This is a genomic window from Streptomyces sp. NPDC055962 (assembly GCF_042270185.1).
Classification (GTDB): Bacteria; Actinomycetota; Actinomycetes; order Streptomycetales; family Streptomycetaceae; genus Streptomyces.
Genome location: NZ_JBHJYN010000017.1, coordinates 25,841 through 42,825, shown reverse-complemented (window position 1 = coordinate 42,825; position 16,985 = coordinate 25,841). Strand labels below are relative to the sequence as shown.

The window sequence follows — 16,985 nt, the reverse complement described above, 5'->3', positions numbered from 1 at the left end:
TCGTGGTGAGGCGGGTTGCTCTCCCGCCGACAAGAAGAACAGTACACCAATATGAATCTGACGCAAGGGGTTGCCTGTAAATCGGGCCCTTCGAGCCTCACAAATGACATTGGCTTACCGTCGTGCCGTGTGGAGTCTGAGGGTTGTCAGGCCGCAGCCGCGTACCGGCGACGGTCCGGCACCACCGCCCACCGCCCGGCGGTGACCGGACCGCCGGCCACGGGCCCCGGGAACAGCTCCATCTGACCCGCCCCCGCGAACCCCTGCTCCTCGACCCGGGCAACCTCCTCGACCACCAGGCGCTCCGCCTCGGCGACCACCGCCCGCCCGGCCACGGACTCCGGCAGCATCTGCACCAGGTACACCGTCACCGCGGCTTCCTGAACGGCCACCAGGTCCACATCGCCCACGGCGGCCCGCACCTCCTCGGCAACCGCCCCGTACTGCTCCCACAACGGCCGGGAGCTGTCCCGCACTGCCGCGCCCCGCCCCGGAGCGCCGAGACCCTGCACCAGGGCCCGCAGGACGTCCGCACGGAACACCCGGGCCCGCGTGCGTAGCGTCGACGCATCCTCGAACTCCAAGAGCGGCTCAGCAGCCACGGACCGCCTCCACGCCCCGAACACCCGCACCGCCCGCGTGGCCAGAGCCTCGACCTCCTCCAGGACCCGCACCAGGGCCACCAGGTACCCGGCGACCGCCCGCGCCCCGCCTTCGACCGTCAGGCGCCGCCGGTCCTGCCACCCGTGCCGCTCCCCGTTGCCCCAGTTCTCTTCGTACACCGACCACCGCGGATTCACCTTGAACGGCGTCCACGCCTCCACACCGTGCACGCCGGCCAGGGCCCACGCCACGTCGTGGTGCTGCTCCGCCCGACTCTTCGACGCCGCCGGAAACACCAGGTCGACGGTGAACCGACCAGGGGCCGACTCGTACGGGCGGGGGATCTCAACGAACGCGCTCATGCGCGGTTCCTCTCTTCGCAGTGCGGCGGTAGCTCTCCGCCGCAGGGGACCCGTGCCCACGGGGTTGCGGGCACGGCAGACAAGGGGGCGCGTGCAGCTGTCTCAGCGTCGGCGGAACAGACGCTGCGGCCATCTGGGGCGACGGCCGCCACGGATGTACGCCCGGACCATCGCGGCCACGACCGCCGGGTCGGGCGCCTGGTGCCATTCGACGATGAGCACCAGGGCGTCACGCATCTCCGTGTTCGGCCGCTCCAGGGTGAGCTTCGCTCCGCCACGGGTGGCGTGCCACAGCATCCACACCCGGTCGGTGTCATAGCTCCGCTGGCGGTCGTTCAGCGGCCGTGCGGTCGGCAGGCCCAGCCGGCGGGCGACGTCGTCGGCGAACGACACGAACGTCGCCGGTGACCCGTCATCGGCCAGACGGGAACGGAGCCAAGGGGGAAGCGCGGACATGAGAGGGGCTGTGCCTTCCTGAGAGCGGCCCGCAGCGCCCGGACGCATCACACGTCCGGGGCGGCGCCAGCAGGGCCGAGAGAGGGGATTTCAGGGCTTCGAAAGGGCCCGGAGGCTGTACCGCCCCCGAGGCGCCGCCCACGCTGATCGGTGGGCGGCGCCTGGCAGGTCAGGCCGGCCGCGTCCCGCCCCACCGAACCCCGGCGGTCAGGATCTGGCCCCGGGCGCGTGCTGCGGCGCCCTTCGCCCTGTCGTGGGCGTCCTCCCCAGCCGCCGAGGAAGGCGCGGCCCGCAACGCCTCCCACGCCCTTTCGACGTCGGCCCTCGCCTCGACCAGTTCGGGCCGGAGGTACGCGGGGGCGGCTTCCTCCTCAGCGCGGAGCTGTTCCACCAGGTCCGTCAGCTCACGGAGGCTCACCGGAGCGAACAGGCGGGTGAGGGAATCGACCGTGACCACCAGGTGATCGCCAGGCCCGAACACTCGAGCATCGCCGATGACGCTGTCGGCGTGGCTGCGGGTCACCCAGGACACACGCACCCACGGGGCGCCGGGGCCCGTGTGGCTGCTGATCGTGTCAACCATGCGGTCCTCGAGGCGGACAGCGGCCACCACGTCCATCCCGATGACCAGCTTGTCAGCGCGCACGGGCACCGCCGTGCCCTCGGCGACGACCGCGTACATCTCACCAAGGGCCGTCCTCAACCCGTCATCGATCGGTCCGGACAGCTCCGCGAGGACCTCCGCCATCTCCCGCCGGTGCGCTCCCTCCCGGACAAGCCGTTCCGCGTCCTCGTACGGCGGGAGCAGTACCAGGTGCGCACCGTGGCACCCGCGTCCCGGCCTCACGCTCCAGCCCTTCAACTCGAACCGGGCCACGTACCCGTCCATGAGGACATCCCACGGTGCACCGTGCGCGTCCACGCCCTGCAAGCACACCGCGTTGTGGTTGGTCCGGAACACGTACCCGGCGCCGCCCTCCACGGCCGGCCGGTCTTCCCCGGCCTCCAGAACGGCACGGGCCCGCTCCTCGATCACCCGGTTCGTGGCGAGCTTCTGCGCCTCGAGGAGGGCGCTCTCCTCGCGCGTCTTCGCTGCCTGCTTCGCACGGACCCGGGCATGAACGTCTGCGCGCTCCTCCACGGTGGCCGGGCGCATCTCGTCAACGGGGGCCTTCCTGATGTCGAAGCCGTACTCGTCGTCGACCAGGGCGCGCACCATGTAGTACGGGGCGTCCCATTCCGCCACCGCGCCCGTGTACTCCGGCAGCACGCGGCGCGCCCGGGTCTCCGGGTCGAGCACGACGGGGCGAACGATGACAACGTCCCCGGGGGCGTACCGCTCCCCTTCCGGCTTCTCCTCGGTAGCGATCCGGACGTCCCATCCGGCGAGCTCCTCCCGCACCAGCGGGTACAGCTCCGGGCGGATCGGCCGAATCGTGTGCGCGAAGCACCGGGCCAGTGCCTCGTCGGTCGTCTCCGCCTCCACCGGCGGCTCAGCAAGGACCGTCTCCGCCCGCCACTTCGCCGCGAACCCACGGGCGAGGCGGATGTCCTTCTCGCTCCACACCTGGGGCTCCGGCTCCCCGGCCGGCTCCGAGGGCCCGGCGGGGCGCTGCGGCGCGTACCGGGCGTTCTGCGTGACGATCGCCTGGTCGGCCGGGTCCTGGAAGAACACCGCCCGCTTGCCCCGCAGGTTCTGGACGATGCGCCGGATCCGATCGGCGGGCACTCCCCGGTGACGCAGCTCCCCGTTGAGGTAGAGGTCGTGCGGGGCGTCGACGACGTCGTCGACGGTCGGCGGGACTGGGCGCAGCTCCCGCACCCGGCACTGCCGGACGCCGTACGTGACGCCGTCCTCGTCCGGCTCCACGGCACGGACGTTGTAGCACCCGGCGCCCACCCAGTTCGCCACCGTGCCCTCGTACTCTTCCAGGACGTACGTACGGCGGGTCTCGGGCCGGTAGAAGGTGCCCCGGACGATGACGCGGTCCCCGTAGGCGTACCGCTCGTTCTCAGGCTTCTGCTCCATTGCGATCTCGGCGGACGTCGCCGGCCGCAGCCACACCTCCCCCCGGACGTCCCGGTACACGATCCGTGCGTCCCCGCCGGACGCCGACATCTCCCGCACGCCCTTGCGACCCTCACCCATCATCGCGTTGTTGATCTCCCGCAGGGCGACCAGCGACGGAATGCGCTCCGGAGTACCGCCGTTCACCGTCCGCATGTGCCAAAGCAGCGGGCGCAGGTCCGACAGCAGCGGCACGTCCCGCCTCCCGTCCTCCCCCTCAACGGCGGCCACCACCTGGCCGCCGCTCAGCCGCCACACGTCCCGCAGGTGCCCGTACCCACTGGGGGCGAACTCCCGCCCCTCGTCCGTCTCCACAACCCGGCCCGGGAACTGGACCAGATCACCGAGAGACAACCCCAACGCCTTCACGGCCTCGCTGATGCTCTGCGGGCGCGGCTCCTCGGCCACCCGCGCGGTGCGGCGCTGGAAGGTGAAGACGACGTCCCCCGGGCCGTTCTTCACGCCGCGCCAGTCCACCGTGAACCTGTCCGCGTTGCCCTCCGTGCGGGCACCGTCGCCGTGCTTGATCCCCACCGCGAGGGCCAGCCGCTTACCCTCCTGCGGCGGGCAGACCCGTTCCACCCCGTCCTTCGTCGAGGTGACGTCATAGGTGGCATTGCTCAGGTCCGCGTCGCACAGGGACCTCATCAGCGCGTTGTACGGGTCCACCTCATCCCACAGGCGGATCGTCACCGGCTTGCACCCGTACAGGCGCGCCGGGGCCGGCCGGGCGCTCTGGTGCGCGCCGATCGCTTCCGTCAGCGTGGTGTCCCATCCACGGAGGTCGGAGTCGCCACCGTCCGCGATGCTCTCCACAAGCGCGGTCACCTCGGCGTGCGTCATGTGGTGGAGCTGCTCCCGGATCGCCCAGTACCGGTCCCGCTCCGTCAGGATCACCCGGTAGCCCCCCGTCTCGGCCTGAGCGCGAAGGATCCGGCACACCGTGACCCGGTTCGCCTTCCCCTGCTCCGTCTCACGGTCACGGGACATCAGCTCATCCACCAGACGAGCCGTCACAACCCCGTCGTTGTGCAGACGGGCCCAGCCGGCAATCTGCTGCGCCATGTGCTCGGCGCGGGCGGTAGCGGTCAGCATCAGGGGAGCTCCTTCATTCGTGGTCCGGCGTTGCTCTCGCCGGGAAGTGGGCGGGGCCAAGACCCCTTGCGTCGCGCCAGGAGGACCCAGCACGCGCGGCTTTCTGTACTTTCTGGACCCCTCCATCGCGCGCGGGCGCGATGGGGGCCGGGGCGCACCACCCGCCGTGGTGGCGGGCGGTGCGGGTGGGCTTACACGCCCTGCTGGTTCAGCCACAGGTCGAGCATCGCTTCGCTGGTGCCGCCCTGGAGTGCTGCGGTGTGGGCGGCGGACCGGTCACCGGCGATGACGATGTGGTACTCACCGCCGTCGATGGCGCGGGCTTCGAGGTCCACTTCCTGGAGCAGCGCGTCGTAGCTCTCTTCCTTGGTGAGGGCGAGGCGGTGAACCTTCGCGTTCTCGGTGCCGGGGTGGGCGACGACTGCGAGGAAGAACAGGACCTGCGGGGTCTTCGCGAGGGTGACCACGGTGGGCTCCTTCGTTCGTGGTGGCCCCGGTTGCTCTCCGGGGTGGCGGGGTGAACCGCTGAGAAGAACAGTACACCAATGTCAATTCAATGCAAGGGTCACGACCGAAGAACTTCAATAATGCCTGTTCGAGAGGCTTCTACTCCCCTTTCGCCGATTCAGTGATTCACATTGGTTGCATGTTCGGCCATGTGTCTGTAGGTTCTGTGCCACGCCACTACGGCGGCCCCGGGGCGAGCAACCCCGGGTACCACGAACGAAGGACTGCACCCGTGCGCTTCCTGACCCGTATCCCCCGGCCGGCCGTGCTCCTCGCCGCCGGACTCGCCACCGCCCTCCTCGGCACGGTCGCGGCCCTCGGCCCCTCGGCCGCCCTGACCTCGGCCGCCCCCACCCCCGCCGTCACGGCCACGCTCCCCGGCGACGACAACGGCGACGGCCGGATCGAAGAGGACGAGACCGGCTTCGACTGCCACACCATGGGCAACCGCCTGTGCGGCGCCGACGTCCCGCCGGAGTGCGAAGGAGCCGGAGCAGCGCTTGAGCTCTGCGTGACGGTAGCCAGCCGCGCCCCGTACGGATGGGAGAACGCCGACGGCTCCCGCGTCGACATCCCCGCCGGCCGCGCCGTGGTGCTCGGCCTCGACGTGAAGCCGGGCACCACGGAGTTCATGGCCGCGCTTGACGCCCTGGACGCCGAGTACCGCGAGCACGCCCCGCGCCACTGACACCCCGTCCGCACCTGCCCGGGGCGCGCCGCCCGCGCCCCGGGCCCCTGACCGCCGAGAGAGGCCCCCGTGTCCGTCCTGCCACGCAGCATCCCCGCCAAGTACACCGAGCAGCTGCGCGCCGCCCTCACGGCCGCCGGTGTCGCCTTCGAGCCCACGGTGAAGGAGGGAACCCGCCTCACGTACGACGTCGTCCACCAGGGCGTCACGTGGGAGCTGCGCTATACCGATCCGGCCGGCGGGCTCGGCCTCTGGAAGACGACCGCGCCGGTGCCCGGTTACGACTGGGGCCCCGGTCGCCTCACTGACGAAGTGGCCGACGCGATCACCGCGCCTCGGCCGGAGCCGGAGCCGCTGCCCGTCGACCTGTACCCCGGTGCGCCGCGTACGCATCTCGGTATCCGCGTGCCGGAGTTCGTCCGCGCCGAGTACGACCCGAGGACGGGCCGGTGGTCGGAGCGCGCCCGGTGGTGGCGTCTCGGCGTCACCACGACCTGCGGGGAGCTCCCGGACACCCGCCCCCGCTGAGCCCCGCAGAACGCCGTACAGCCCCGGGGTGTGCCTCGTGCCGCCCCGGGGAACCCGCCGATCACCCGAAGGATGGAACGATGCCCGCTGTCTTCTTCGACCTCGACCCGACCCTGTCAGGCGTCACCCTGCCCAAGGTCCCCGCGTGGAGCAGTCTCTACGGCTCGTCCGACCAGGCCGCCGTGCGCCCGCTGCGCGCCCGCGACGTACGCCCCGGTGACCGGTGGGTCGGAACGCTCGACACCGCCCGCTTCGTAGACCGCACGGCGCCGCTGGAGCGTCTGCGCGGTTACTGGGGATACGAGTTCATCGCCGCGCCCGTCACGGTCGACGACGGCCGCATACAGCTCCGCGACGGGGACCCGTACGCCGTCGACCCCGATGACTGGATGCTGGTGGTACCACGCTGCTCCCCCGTGCCGCCCGCTCCGGAGGACCCCGACGGGCTGCGGGAGTTCACCGTGATGTGGGAGGCACAGTTCGAGGCGTCCACACCGCTGGAGGCCGCGTGGCTCGCTTACGAGCAGTTCCAGAGCTACGCCGACGTGCGCAGCGCGTGGCCGCCGGTCCTGAACGTGGCCCACCACGGGGGCAGTGACGCGACGGTCACCATCGACCTGAACAAGGAGACCGGACGATGAGCCGCGACTGGACCGGCATGCGCCGCTCCGACTTCAAGGAGGACGAGGGCGAGCCGCTCGTCCTGGTGGACGCCGACGCCGTGCCCCGGCCCGTGCCTGCCGTCCCGGACGCGTACGGCACGGATGCCCTGTTCGGGGAGGAGCCGACCGGACGCCCCGTCACCCGGGCCCGCAGGCCGGCCGCGTCCCGCGCCCCTCAGCCCGACAGCCTCTTCGAAGATCTCTGAACAGTCAGCCAATGCGAACGCGTCCGCCCGTCGTCGAGGGGTTGGGCGCGTCTCACGTGCGGAAACGCAGATTCTTACGGGCATGGCTTCACATCAGATTGACATTGGTGTATCGTTTTTCTTGTTGGCGGAGAGCACCGCCGACACCACGAACCGAGGAGCACCCCATGGCATCTGCCAACGCCCGCCGCGCCGCCGCCGTCCTCCGCGACCGCACCCGCACCAACCGCGCCGCCGCTTCCGCCCGCCGCGCCATCGCCACCGCCGCCCGCCGTGTCCGCACCGGCCCCCGCTCCCTGGCCACGCACATCCTCGCCACCGGCACCGCCCCCGACGCCGCCACCATCAAGGCCGTCTCCGCCGGACTGCGCAACGCTGCAAAGAAGATCGGCATCAAGGTCAAGGGGCACCGCGTCCGCGTCAGCCGCTCCCTCACCGGCCCCACCACCCTCGCGAAGACCGTCTACCGGTACACCCGTGAGCAGGTCGCCCAGCTCGCCGCCGCGTACAAGCCGCGCAAGGCCGAGTGCAAGGCGCTCCGCGCCGCCCTCCTGGCCGCCTGACCCACCCCCGGCCGGCCGGGGCGCGCGACGTAACCCGCGCCCCGGCCCCACCCTCGCCCACCCGTTCACGCCGGAGACCGGAGACACCCATGCCTGCACACCCCACCGCCCTTGCCGCCGCCCACCGGGCCCGCACCATCGCCACCATCGCCCGCACCCGTGCCGCCTGGCCCGTGATGCAGAACAACGAGACGGGCCGCGCGGCCGCGCAGATCGCCGAACTTCTCGACACCACCGCGCACTCGCTGGAGACCGAAGAGCCGCAGCAGCTGGACGGGATCACCATCACCAACGCGCTGGACCTCGACGCGTCGATGGCCCTGCACACCGCCGAGGACCTGGCCGCCGAACACCCCACGCTCGGCTTCCCGCCCCGGTTCGCCCAGTACGTCACCGCCCCGATGTTCCGCGACGCCATCGAGGTGCCCGCCTCCGGCCTTCCCAGCGGCTCCCCGTTCACCGCCCAGGAGGACGACCTCTTCGTCCGGCTCACGGTCATGCACGGCGTCCTGGAGGGCATCACCGCCCCGGAGTCGGTGGCCGCCATCCTCACCGTGGTGTTTGAGCTCCACCGGCGGCACAGCGTGGTCGTCGCTTCCGCCGCCGTCGGCACCGCCCGCCCCGGGAACCGGCCCACCGCCCCCGCCGTGGTCGAGATCCCGTTCCCGGACACGGCCATGGCGCTGCGCCGCGCCCACGACGCGCACGGCAAGACCCTCACCTACCCGCTGCGCCGCCGGGAACTGCCCTGCCACATCAGCGCGGCCGGCCGGACCCACCCCGCCGTCCGGATGGTGTCTTACCTCGGCGTGACCATCGGCACCTGCGACGACCACCAGTACGCCGCCGCCACCGCCGCCCAGGAACTGCACGCCACCTTCGTCTGACGCCCCGGGTGGGCGCGACGCAAGCCGCGCCCACCCGCCCTACTCCCCGGCGAGAGCACGCCGGGCCACCACGAAGAGATCGGAACACCGTCATGACCACTGTTCAGCCCGAAGCCCCCGCCACCCCCGTTGTCGACGACCTGTACGACGAGGACGGCAATTACACCCCGGCGCCCGGCGTCGAGTACCCGTTCGCCGTCTCCGACGTCGCCCGCGCCGTCGCCCGCCTCCTCGGCAAGGGCTGGACGGCCGAGTCCGGGGCCTGGGGAACGACCGGCACCGTGTCCGGCCCCGACGGGGCTACCTTCACCTTCCAGGTCGACTACGAGGCCGATCTCTGCGTCGAGTTCTCCCGCTCCGAGGACGACGGCTGGCCGGAGTCGCCCGAGCTGCCGGAGGACTTCCACGAGTGGGACCACGGCGTGCACCTCGCCCTGGCCTGCTCCGCTGACGGCCTGGACTACCTCGCCGAGAAGTACGCCGACGCGATCCGTGCCATCACCGGATACGCCCCGGCCAAGACCGACGCCCCGCAGGTCTGACCCTCCCCCGGTTCGCCGCTCCCCGGGGCCTGGCTCACGAGCTGCCCCGGGGAGCGGCACACCCCCAGAAAGGACAGCCCCGATGGCAACGCTGCTGCTGGGCCGCTGGGACCACGGCGGGAACCTCCTGATCGAGGAATCCCTTCGGGTCGACGATGGCGACGAAGCCACGACCGACAGCCTGGTCGACGACCAGGACGACACCGACGGCATGGCGTGGGCCGCCACCTTCGACGTCGACTCCCACAGGCGGGCGATCCAGCGCGCCTACGACGAGTACGTCCAGCACGAGGGGACGGACCTGATCGACCAGGTGCACGGCTACGAGCCGAGCACCGCCTGACCGTCCGGCCGGCCGGGGCCGCGCACACCGCGCGCTCCCGGCCGGCCGCGACACAAGCCCCACCCGCATGACCACATCACCCGGCCGGAGAGCACCGAGCCGGACACCACGAACCGAAGGACCCGTTGTGACCCTTGCCATCGCCCACGCGACCACCGCCGAGCCGATCGCCGCGCTCCTGCCCGCCCGCCGGGGCCAGGCGTGGAAGGTCGGACCGGCCCCGTACGGGATCCGAGCCAACGCGGCCATGTCCCGCATCACCAACCACGGCCGGGCCCTGATCGTCGTCGAACAGGGCGGCATCGTGGAGATCTACCTCGACCGGCCCGACGACTTCCCCACCACCCCCGTGATCGCCGTCTTCGCGACCGACCCGGACCCCGTTGCCGCTCTCGCCGCGCACATCCTGCGGTCCGTCCTGCCGGGCCTGGATCGGGAGAGGGCCGACGCGACGATCCACGCCCACGGGTGGCAGCAGGTCGTCGTCGACATGGCGCCGGAGCTGAACGAGGTTGCCTACTCGCTGATCGATCACGGGGCGCACCCGCAGGTCCTGGAGCGTGCCGACGGTGTCGCCATCAGGTGGAAGGCCGACAAGGGCGCCCACTGGACCCTGGGAGTGATCGGGGCGTCGGGGAACCTGACCCTCAGTTACGAGGGGCCCGTGGGCGGCCTGTACGGGGTGCTGCCGGTCCTGCTGCCGTCCGCCGGTGGATACGAGCCCGACGACGCGGGGAGCACGTTCACGCGGCACCTGTGCGACCGGTTCCCGCAGTTCCGCCCCCTGACGGGGTGGGAGGTCGAGTTCGGCACGCAGGCCAACCCGCGCGGCCTGGTCGCCCTGCCCGACGCCGGGCACTCCCCCGACGAGATGGACGACTCCACCCCGGTCATCGCGGAGTTCGGCCACCTCGGCGCAGACCTGCTGCTCACCGCCGTTTCGCACCTGGCCTAACCCACCCCGCTTGCCGCGTCCCTGGTCCACCACGGCCCGGGGCGCGGCCCCCGCCGCGTTCAGAAAGGCACCGCTGCCATGAGTCCGACCGTTACCGCCCCCGCCCGCACCGCCTGCCCGTCTCTGTCCCTCGGTGAGCGCCTGGCCGGCCTGCTCCCCGCCCGTGCCGGCCAGCCCTGGACCGTCACCCCCGCCACGGCCTGGTGGACGACGAAGCCCGCTGCCCGCCTCGAACAGTGCGGGCGTGCCCTGATCGTCGTTGCGCGCCCGTGGGACACCGAAGTTGCGTGGGAGCTCCCCGGCCGCACCCCGTACGAACCCGACCTGCGTCTCTCCCGGACCGACCCGGTACCGGTCGCCCGTGAGGTGCTGCGCCTGGTGCTGCCTGTCGTCGACGACGAAGTCGCCGGAGCCCGCGTCGGCGGCCCGCGTGTGATGGGGCGTCTGGAGCTGCTGAACGAGATCGGAGCGGCGATGCGCGCCCAGGGGGCGGCCACGTACAACCGGGTCGGGCTCCTGATGGACACGTCGACTCTGGCGTGGGGGTCGGGCGGCCTGAACTTCTCGGTGACGATGCACGGCACGAACCCTGTGTGCGACATCCAGATGCAGGGTCCTGTGCGCGCTGTGGAGCGTGCCGTGGCCCACTTCCTGCCCGAGCCGAACGGCGGGCGTCAGCAGGCCCCTGAGGGTGTGCGTGGGCGGCTCCAGCGGCGTATCGGCGCGTACCTGGCCCGGTGCGTCGACATCGAGCAGACCGAAGGGGGCGGTATCGCGTTCGGTACCCGGCCCGGCCCGTACGGGTACGCGGCCCCGGCCCTGGACCCGGCGGCCCGCGCCCACGACACCGCCCCGGCCTCCGTCGACCTTCACGGCGTCGGCGTGGACCTCCTGGTCTCGCTCGCCCCTCACCTCGCCCGCTGACCCGCCCACTGCTCAGGAAGGACCCGCCCGTGCTGCGCCCGCTCAGCGAGATGCATACCGCCCTTGAGGAGGCGGAGGAGCAGGTGCTGACCGCCGCTCACGCGATGCTCCCGCTCGTCTCCGCCACGATGCACGCCCTGTTTCCGACCGGTGCGTTCCTTGTTCTTCACGGGGCGGCCGGACTGTCCGACTACGAAGAGCTGACGTTGAACTCGGTGCGTGACACCACGGGGGAGGTCCTGTGGAGCGGCGCGCACTGGGACGGGTGCGAGCTCTTCCCCGGGGCCCTGCCCGCCGAGCTCGCCGCACTGTGGAGTGAGAGCACGGCCGAGGACCCGACCGACCCCGGGGCGCTGCTGTGGCTGCTGAGGCGCATCGACTTCCTGGCCCCGTACGACCACCTGCCGGAGCTCCCCGGGGACCTTCGGCACGAGGGGGAAGCCGAGGAGCCCCTCCGCTTCATCCCCGTCGCACCGGCGCCCCCGGCCGGCGAAACGGCCTGACCCTGCACCACCGCGCCCGGGACGGCACGAGCCGCCCCGGGCGCTTTCCCCTGCTCTGCCCCCTCGTTGAACCGGAGCCCTCCGTGCTGACCCCTGCCCCGCCCGAGCAGCTCGCCGCCCTGGACGCGCTGCTGCGCCCCGGGCCGCCCGCGCCGATCACCGCCGTGGTGGACACCGCCGAAGTCCATGCCGAGGCGTCCCGTGGGCTACACACGGACGAGCACTTCGGCCACTACTGCCGGGTGGCCCTGCCGTCGATCCTGCGCCGCCTTCTGGTCGCGGAGTCCGACCTGGCCGTGATGCGTGGCGCCGTGGCCCGGCATGTCGCGGCCGACGATGCGGGTGACGACCCGTCGCCCGGGGAGCTGCTGGACGACTTGAAGCGGGCCGGTCTCGACCTGCGGGACGACGTCGAGACGGCAGCCGCGGGGATCCGGGCGGAGTACGCCGCGGTGTTCGGCTGACCGCGGGTTCCGTCCGGCTGCTGCGCCCGGTTCCGCCGTCCTGGGGAGCCGGGCGCACCCATGCCCGCCCGAACGTGCAGCCCATGTAAAAGTTCGATCTGTTTTGCCTGTTCACAACCCAATGAATTGACATTGGTGTACTGTTCTGGGTGTTGGTGGAGAGCACCGCCGACAGACCACGAAGAGAGGCACCCAATGAGGATCCTGCCCCCGGCGGTAGCCACCGCGATCCACGTCGCCACCCTCGCCCGCAAGTCGGGACTCCCCATACCGCCCAAGGTGTTCGCCGTCCTGGAGACCGCCGCGAACCCCTGGCCCGCCGAGTGGCTGCTCGCCCCGCTCCCCGGCGACCCGATCCGCATCGTCGAACTGTTCGCCGGTCCCGGCGGCTGGTCCGAAGGCATCGCCGCAGTCCTCGGCGCGGCCGTCGACTCCTGCGGCGTCGACATCTCCCCCGACGCCTGCGCCACCGCCCGTGCTGCCGGACACCGCCGCATCTGCGCCGACATCACCACCCTGGACCCCGAGCACCTGGCGCTCCGCTACACGCGCGGCCTGATCGTCTCCCCGCCCTGCCCCTCCTTCTCCCCGGCCGGGAAGCACTCCGGGCAGGAAGCGGCGAACATCTTCACCCTCTGCCGTGTCCTCGCCCAGACCTCGGAGGCGGGCGGCTTCTGCCTCGTCGAGGACTGCGACTACGAGTGCGGCGACGACTGCGACGACCTCGACCTGTGCGAAGAGCTCGGCTACCACGACGGCTACGCCCCCCGCTCCGGGGTCACCTGGGACGAACTGCGCGCCCAGCTCGCCCCCCTCACCGACGGCCGCATCGGCCTCATGGCGGAGCTCCTGATATGGGCGTACGGGCTCCGGGCCGCAGGCGCCCCGCTGGAGTTCCTCGCCATGGAGCAGTCCCACCGCCTGCCCCAGCAGATCGTCGACGACATCCGCCTCGAACTGACCGGCGGTCTCGACAGCGGCGAGTGGAAGTTCGCAGACGCCCGGATCCTGGAGGCCTCCGAGTTCGGTCTTGCATCCCGCCGGGAGCGCCTGTTCTTCCTCGCCGCCCGCTGCACCCGCGCCTGGGCCATGCCGAAGGACATCCCCGTCACCACGATGGCGGAGGCGCTCGGCTGGGGCCCCGGCGAGCGGATCAACACCCGGGGCGCCCGGCCCGTCGACCCGACGACCGGACGGGCCAAGGGCGGGAACGAGTTCTCCACCGACAAGCCGTCCAACTGCCTCACCGGCAAGGCCCGCACGTGGAAGCGCGTCAGCGACGGTCTGCGCCTCACCGTTCAGGAGGCCGGTCTCCTCGTCGGGTTCCGCGCCTCGTACCCGTGGCAGGGAAGCCGCACCAGCGCCTTCCAGCAGGCCGCCGACGTCGTCTCCCCGGTCATGGCCGCCGCCGTCCTCTCCGCCGTCCTGGGGATCCCCTGGAGGGCCCGGGTTCTCGACTACGAGGACCAGCACTACCGCATGAACTACTACCTCGGCCCTGACGAACACGACGACTTCGACCTGACCGCCTGACCGACCCGGCAGATGCCCGGCCCCGGCACCACGGGGCCGGGCATCTGCCGTTCCTGGGGCCGGGGCTGTCACAGATCGCGCCGTCCGACGTTCCTCCTCACATGAGCACCCGTGACGCATTCCGCCTTGCCTTCGACGCGGGCTCCGATCCGCACGACCGGGCCGTCATCCTGACCGCCACGGTCACCGTGGACGGCCAGACCTTCACCGCTCAGGACCAGGTGGACCGTGTTGCCTGGGAGCACATCGCAGCGGATCCACCCCTCCGAACCCACATCGAACAGCGGCTGCGCCACCGGCTCGCCGAGGCCCTTGTGGAGCGCCTCGACCCGCCTGTCACCGTGCACGTCCCGGTCTCGTGCGCCGAGGCCCTGTCCGCCGCCCTGGCAAGGGCCGACGCCGGCATGAGCGGCGCGCCGGGACCGCATGCCTGTCAGCCGTTCGAACTAGGCTCCGAAGTATGAGCACCCCCGACTCCCCGCCCCCGTTCGACCCGCACGACTTCCCCGCCGACCTGGTCGCTGCCCAGCGCGACACGGTCATCCTGGCCGCCGAGCTCGAGGCCCACGCGGCAACGCTGCCCTGGTCCCGGGAGCCTCACCCCGGCTGGCCCAAGGTCGAGGAGCGGGGCCGGGAGCACGAGGGACGGCCCGAGTCGCCCGGGTGGACGCCTGAGGAGACCGCCGAGTACGACCGGCTGAGAACGGCTCTCCTCGAGGCGGCGACGACCGTCTACGGCCACCCGTGGTGGGCGCGCTGCGCACAGGAAGGGGTCAAGGGCCCCGACATGGTCAAGGCGCGCCAGGCCCTCCGGTACGCCCCGGGCGCCGTCCCGGACGGGCAGCGCACGGTCTTGGACCAGGAGGACGTCGACAAGGCCGCGTGAGCCGTTCCCGGGCCCGCACCGCGCGGCCGCCGCCCCTTGCCCCCGGGTCGGCGGCCGCCGCCGTGTGTGGACGGTAACCAGCCGCACCGGGTCACCTACGCGCCCCTGCACCCGACACCAGGAGCGCCACGTGCCCACCGACGACCTCACCTCGGACATCTCGACGCTGCACGGGAAGCACAGCCACGACGTGCTGTGGATCTTCGACCCGGAAGGGAAGGAGCCCTTGTTCGCGTACACCGTCGGGCTCGGCGTCCGGCCCGGCCAGGCCTACGAACTCGCCCTGACCGGTCTGCCGTCAGACCTGGCGTGCGCCATCCTCAACGGTGCCGTCGCACAGCTCGTGACGGACGACCTGGCCCCGGCCGATGGGCTGGAGCTGGACGACGTCCTGGTGGGCTTCAAGGTCCGCCTGCGGCCCGTCGACGACACCAGCGCCCTCAAGGGCATCCGGGCCGAGCTCGGCGTCGACGTGCCCGTCTGGCAAGTCCTCTGGCCCGACGCGTGGGGCCGCTTCCCCGGGGAGGGGAACGTCGACGAACCGCGCCAGGCGCTCCTGTGACGAAGAAGTTCGCGGGGACTGCTGTCGGACACGGGCCGAGCGCACCTATGGGGTGAAGGGCAACCCACACAGGGGGGCGCCCCCGCTCGAGAGGCCGAACGATGGCTCAGAACTCCGCCCGCACCTACCTCGTGATCAACGAGGAAGGCGAGGACCCCACTCCGTTCCGTCACGTGGCCCCGGCCGGTGCTGTCGTCACCGTCCGCGTGGACGGCCGCCCCGCCCGCGTCAAGCTCACGGACACCCCGCTGCCCGGGCGCGGCAACGTCTTCGGCGCGGAACTCCTCGACCGTTACCTGTAGCCGGAGCGCCTGGTGGCCCCGCCCGCGACCTGCGGGGCTACCAGCGCGGCCAATCCACCCTGCTGGGTCTCCCCGGCCGTCCTGGACGGCTCCGAGGCGCTCCCGTGCGCCGTCCGCAACCCGGGCTGAGGCCACTGGTACGTCAAGACAGTGACGTTCGTGGATCCGTCGAGGTCCACCTCGACCTGGTAGCGCACCGTGCCGTCGGACCAGTCCTGGCGGGCCACGACCTTCGCGTACCGCCACCGCCCGGCCGACCGGACCCGGAGCGCCGGACGGTCGCCGCGCGGCCACACCCACACCGTGGGCCGGGGCCCGTCCTCCGGCCGCCACGGCGCCGCCGGCTGCGCCTCCGGAATCGTGCTCATCCCTTGAGCGTAAACGGCCCGCCCCGGCAGCCCGTCCGGCCCCGGGCGACACAAGGCGTCGGCGTCCGCACGATGCGCATCCTCACTCCTCGAGCCGAAGGCCCATGCCGTGAAGACCTCGCCCGTATCGCCCGACCGCACGCTCCGCCTGGCCGTCGTCATCACCTGTCTCGTCATCTTGTTCGTCTGCCTGGTCGTGCAGGCCGCCCGCGCCTTCGACGACGACCAGGCCGCGCCCCGCGGCGTGTGCCCCGCGGTGTCCGTGACCCCGCTCAACCCGGCGACGTGCCAGCTGTACAGCCCCGGCACCGTGCCCGCCCCTGTTACCAACGATTCCAGGAGCAGCGCCCAGAAGCCCCGGCAGCAGGCCCCCGCGGCGAAGGCCCCCGCGCCGCCGGTGAAGGCCCCGGCGCCGCCGGTGAAGGCCCCGGCGCCGCCGGTGAAGGCCCCGGCCGCGCCGCCTCGTCCCGCCCGCTGAGCAGCCCCCAGGCGCCCGCGACACAAGACGCCCGGGTCGTGCACGGTCCGCCGGTCCAGTACCTCGCACGGAAGGTCTCCCCTCATGCCTGTTCAGCCCCTCAGCCCCCGCCGCCAGGCCCTCATTGCCGTCGCCGTGGTGATCGCGGCCGTGGCTGTCGGTGCGGTCTGCTTCACGCTCGGCGTGATCTACGCCAACGACGGCAGCTCCACACCGGGCCCGACCCCGACGACGAGCAGCCCCGCCACGAAGCCCCCGACGACCAGCCCCACCACACCCGGGGAGCCGTCGGCCACGCCGTGCGCCGACTGCGGTGTCTCCGAGGGTGGCACCAGCGGGGGAAGCGACCCCGACCCGCAGCCCTCCGGCGGCCCTGCGGGAGCCTCCAGCGGCACCGGCGGGGGGTTCTTCGCCGGCTCCGGTGCATGACCCTGCTCCCGCGCTCTCCCTGATGCTGCGCCCCGGCCGAACCACGGTCGGGGCGCAGCCGTTTCCACCCC

General features: G+C 72.1%; 24 protein-coding genes. 19 read left to right on the top strand and 5 right to left on the bottom strand.

Going from position 1 to position 16,985, the window contains the following annotated elements:
- Nucleotides 1-146 precede the first annotated feature (146 nt).
- The 4 genes from ACFC51_RS32595 to ACFC51_RS32580 form a co-directional block, all read right to left on the bottom strand.
- On the bottom strand, nucleotides 147-965 hold the full coding sequence (locus ACFC51_RS32595) for a hypothetical protein (protein ID WP_376532291.1): 819 nt from the start codon (nucleotides 963-965) through the stop codon (nucleotides 147-149).
- A 102-nt stretch (nucleotides 966-1,067) separates the two neighbouring features.
- A complete protein-coding gene (locus tag ACFC51_RS32590) occupies nucleotides 1,068-1,421 on the bottom strand; it encodes a hypothetical protein (protein ID WP_376532289.1) in 354 nt (117 codons plus the stop codon).
- A 169-nt stretch (nucleotides 1,422-1,590) separates the two neighbouring features.
- Entirely contained in the window at nucleotides 1,591-4,584 is a 2,994-nt protein-coding gene (locus tag ACFC51_RS32585) for a hypothetical protein (RefSeq protein WP_376532287.1), read from the bottom strand.
- A 191-nt stretch (nucleotides 4,585-4,775) separates the two neighbouring features.
- A complete protein-coding gene (locus tag ACFC51_RS32580; RefSeq protein ID WP_376532286.1) occupies nucleotides 4,776-5,051 on the bottom strand; it encodes a hypothetical protein in 276 nt (91 codons plus the stop codon).
- Between the two features lie 272 nt (nucleotides 5,052-5,323).
- Between ACFC51_RS32580 and ACFC51_RS32575 the strand changes: the two genes are divergently transcribed.
- The 17 genes from ACFC51_RS32575 to ACFC51_RS32495 all read left to right on the top strand — a co-directional run bounded on the left by ACFC51_RS32575 (nucleotide 5,324) and on the right by ACFC51_RS32495 (nucleotide 15,639).
- The gene (locus tag ACFC51_RS32575; RefSeq protein WP_376532284.1) at nucleotides 5,324-5,779 is read left to right on the top strand and encodes a hypothetical protein; all 456 of its coding nucleotides are present in this window, start codon (nucleotides 5,324-5,326) and stop codon (nucleotides 5,777-5,779) included.
- Between the two features lie 69 nt (nucleotides 5,780-5,848).
- Complete coding sequence (locus tag ACFC51_RS32570) at nucleotides 5,849-6,307, top strand: hypothetical protein (protein ID WP_376532282.1); 459 nt, start codon at nucleotides 5,849-5,851, stop codon at nucleotides 6,305-6,307.
- Nucleotides 6,308-6,387: 80 nt separating this feature from the next.
- The gene (locus tag ACFC51_RS32565) at nucleotides 6,388-6,948 is read left to right on the top strand and encodes a hypothetical protein (RefSeq protein ID WP_376532280.1); all 561 of its coding nucleotides are present in this window, start codon (nucleotides 6,388-6,390) and stop codon (nucleotides 6,946-6,948) included.
- On the top strand, nucleotides 6,945-7,175 hold the full coding sequence (locus tag ACFC51_RS32560) for a hypothetical protein (RefSeq protein WP_376532278.1): 231 nt from the start codon (nucleotides 6,945-6,947) through the stop codon (nucleotides 7,173-7,175). The genes ACFC51_RS32565 and ACFC51_RS32560 overlap by 4 nt, the downstream gene beginning before the upstream one ends.
- Nucleotides 7,176-7,342: 167 nt before the next feature.
- Complete coding sequence (locus tag ACFC51_RS32555; protein WP_376532277.1) at nucleotides 7,343-7,738, top strand: hypothetical protein; 396 nt, start codon at nucleotides 7,343-7,345, stop codon at nucleotides 7,736-7,738.
- A gap of 89 nt (nucleotides 7,739-7,827) precedes the next feature.
- The gene (locus ACFC51_RS32550) at nucleotides 7,828-8,625 is read left to right on the top strand and encodes a hypothetical protein (protein ID WP_376532275.1); all 798 of its coding nucleotides are present in this window, start codon (nucleotides 7,828-7,830) and stop codon (nucleotides 8,623-8,625) included.
- A gap of 92 nt (nucleotides 8,626-8,717) precedes the next feature.
- Nucleotides 8,718-9,167 (top strand): hypothetical protein, encoded by a 450-nt coding sequence (locus tag ACFC51_RS32545; RefSeq protein ID WP_376532273.1) that lies wholly within the window; start codon nucleotides 8,718-8,720, stop codon nucleotides 9,165-9,167.
- A gap of 82 nt (nucleotides 9,168-9,249) precedes the next feature.
- Nucleotides 9,250-9,510, top strand: a complete 261-nt coding sequence (locus tag ACFC51_RS32540; protein ID WP_376532271.1) for a hypothetical protein — start codon at nucleotides 9,250-9,252, stop codon at nucleotides 9,508-9,510.
- Between the two features lie 127 nt (nucleotides 9,511-9,637).
- On the top strand, nucleotides 9,638-10,465 hold the full coding sequence (locus ACFC51_RS32535) for a hypothetical protein (protein WP_376532269.1): 828 nt from the start codon (nucleotides 9,638-9,640) through the stop codon (nucleotides 10,463-10,465).
- A 78-nt stretch (nucleotides 10,466-10,543) separates the two neighbouring features.
- Nucleotides 10,544-11,389 (top strand): hypothetical protein, encoded by an 846-nt coding sequence (locus ACFC51_RS32530; RefSeq protein ID WP_376532268.1) that lies wholly within the window; start codon nucleotides 10,544-10,546, stop codon nucleotides 11,387-11,389.
- Nucleotides 11,390-11,418: 29 nt separating this feature from the next.
- Nucleotides 11,419-11,892, top strand: coding sequence for a hypothetical protein (locus ACFC51_RS32525; RefSeq protein WP_376532266.1), 474 nt, complete (start codon nucleotides 11,419-11,421; stop codon nucleotides 11,890-11,892).
- A gap of 83 nt (nucleotides 11,893-11,975) precedes the next feature.
- Complete coding sequence (locus ACFC51_RS32520; protein WP_376532265.1) at nucleotides 11,976-12,356, top strand: hypothetical protein; 381 nt, start codon at nucleotides 11,976-11,978, stop codon at nucleotides 12,354-12,356.
- Between the two features lie 195 nt (nucleotides 12,357-12,551).
- Nucleotides 12,552-13,889, top strand: a complete 1,338-nt coding sequence (locus tag ACFC51_RS32515; RefSeq protein WP_376532263.1) for a DNA cytosine methyltransferase — start codon at nucleotides 12,552-12,554, stop codon at nucleotides 13,887-13,889.
- A 101-nt stretch (nucleotides 13,890-13,990) separates the two neighbouring features.
- On the top strand, nucleotides 13,991-14,353 hold the full coding sequence (locus ACFC51_RS32510; protein WP_376532261.1) for a hypothetical protein: 363 nt from the start codon (nucleotides 13,991-13,993) through the stop codon (nucleotides 14,351-14,353).
- Nucleotides 14,350-14,775, top strand: a complete 426-nt coding sequence (locus ACFC51_RS32505; RefSeq protein WP_376532259.1) for a hypothetical protein — start codon at nucleotides 14,350-14,352, stop codon at nucleotides 14,773-14,775. The genes ACFC51_RS32510 and ACFC51_RS32505 overlap by 4 nt, the downstream gene beginning before the upstream one ends.
- Before the next feature lie 130 nt (nucleotides 14,776-14,905).
- Nucleotides 14,906-15,337: a DUF4262 domain-containing protein gene (locus tag ACFC51_RS32500; protein ID WP_376532257.1), complete on the top strand. Its 432-nt coding sequence runs from the start codon at nucleotides 14,906-14,908 to the stop codon at nucleotides 15,335-15,337.
- A 101-nt stretch (nucleotides 15,338-15,438) separates the two neighbouring features.
- Entirely contained in the window at nucleotides 15,439-15,639 is a 201-nt protein-coding gene (locus tag ACFC51_RS32495) for a hypothetical protein (protein WP_376532256.1), read from the top strand.
- Here ACFC51_RS32495 and ACFC51_RS32490 read toward each other — a convergent pair.
- On the bottom strand, nucleotides 15,630-16,007 hold the full coding sequence (locus tag ACFC51_RS32490) for a hypothetical protein (protein ID WP_376532254.1): 378 nt from the start codon (nucleotides 16,005-16,007) through the stop codon (nucleotides 15,630-15,632). The genes ACFC51_RS32495 and ACFC51_RS32490 overlap by 10 nt on opposite strands.
- 109 nt (nucleotides 16,008-16,116) lie before the next feature.
- Here ACFC51_RS32490 and ACFC51_RS32485 point away from each other — a divergent pair, with 109 nt between their 5' ends.
- Entirely contained in the window at nucleotides 16,117-16,485 is a 369-nt protein-coding gene (locus ACFC51_RS32485) for a hypothetical protein (RefSeq protein WP_376532252.1), read from the top strand.
- A gap of 84 nt (nucleotides 16,486-16,569) precedes the next feature.
- Complete coding sequence (locus ACFC51_RS32480; RefSeq protein ID WP_376532250.1) at nucleotides 16,570-16,914, top strand: hypothetical protein; 345 nt, start codon at nucleotides 16,570-16,572, stop codon at nucleotides 16,912-16,914.
- Nucleotides 16,915-16,985: the final 71 nt, after the last annotated feature.

Bases quoted from the DNA above. Each gene is read 5' to 3' on its own strand.
- ACFC51_RS32595 (WP_376532291.1), bottom strand. From the start codon at position 965: ATGAGCGCGTTCGTTGAGATCCCCCGCCCGTACGAGTCGGCCCCTGGT.
- ACFC51_RS32590 (WP_376532289.1), bottom strand. From the start codon at position 1,421: ATGTCCGCGCTTCCCCCTTGGCTCCGTTCCCGTCTGGCCGATGACGGG.
- ACFC51_RS32585 (WP_376532287.1), bottom strand. From the start codon at position 4,584: ATGCTGACCGCTACCGCCCGCGCCGAGCACATGGCGCAGCAGATTGCC.
- ACFC51_RS32565 (WP_376532280.1), top strand. From the start codon at position 6,388: ATGCCCGCTGTCTTCTTCGACCTCGACCCGACCCTGTCAGGCGTCACC.
- ACFC51_RS32560 (WP_376532278.1), top strand. From the start codon at position 6,945: ATGAGCCGCGACTGGACCGGCATGCGCCGCTCCGACTTCAAGGAGGAC.
- ACFC51_RS32555 (WP_376532277.1), top strand. From the start codon at position 7,343: ATGGCATCTGCCAACGCCCGCCGCGCCGCCGCCGTCCTCCGCGACCGC.
- ACFC51_RS32550 (WP_376532275.1), top strand. From the start codon at position 7,828: ATGCCTGCACACCCCACCGCCCTTGCCGCCGCCCACCGGGCCCGCACC.
- ACFC51_RS32545 (WP_376532273.1), top strand. From the start codon at position 8,718: ATGACCACTGTTCAGCCCGAAGCCCCCGCCACCCCCGTTGTCGACGAC.
- ACFC51_RS32540 (WP_376532271.1), top strand. From the start codon at position 9,250: ATGGCAACGCTGCTGCTGGGCCGCTGGGACCACGGCGGGAACCTCCTG.
- ACFC51_RS32530 (WP_376532268.1), top strand. From the start codon at position 10,544: ATGAGTCCGACCGTTACCGCCCCCGCCCGCACCGCCTGCCCGTCTCTG.
- ACFC51_RS32515 (WP_376532263.1), top strand. From the start codon at position 12,552: ATGAGGATCCTGCCCCCGGCGGTAGCCACCGCGATCCACGTCGCCACC.
- ACFC51_RS32510 (WP_376532261.1), top strand. From the start codon at position 13,991: ATGAGCACCCGTGACGCATTCCGCCTTGCCTTCGACGCGGGCTCCGAT.
- ACFC51_RS32505 (WP_376532259.1), top strand. From the start codon at position 14,350: ATGAGCACCCCCGACTCCCCGCCCCCGTTCGACCCGCACGACTTCCCC.
- ACFC51_RS32495 (WP_376532256.1), top strand. From the start codon at position 15,439: ATGGCTCAGAACTCCGCCCGCACCTACCTCGTGATCAACGAGGAAGGC.
- ACFC51_RS32490 (WP_376532254.1), bottom strand. From the start codon at position 16,007: ATGAGCACGATTCCGGAGGCGCAGCCGGCGGCGCCGTGGCGGCCGGAG.
- ACFC51_RS32480 (WP_376532250.1), top strand. From the start codon at position 16,570: ATGCCTGTTCAGCCCCTCAGCCCCCGCCGCCAGGCCCTCATTGCCGTC.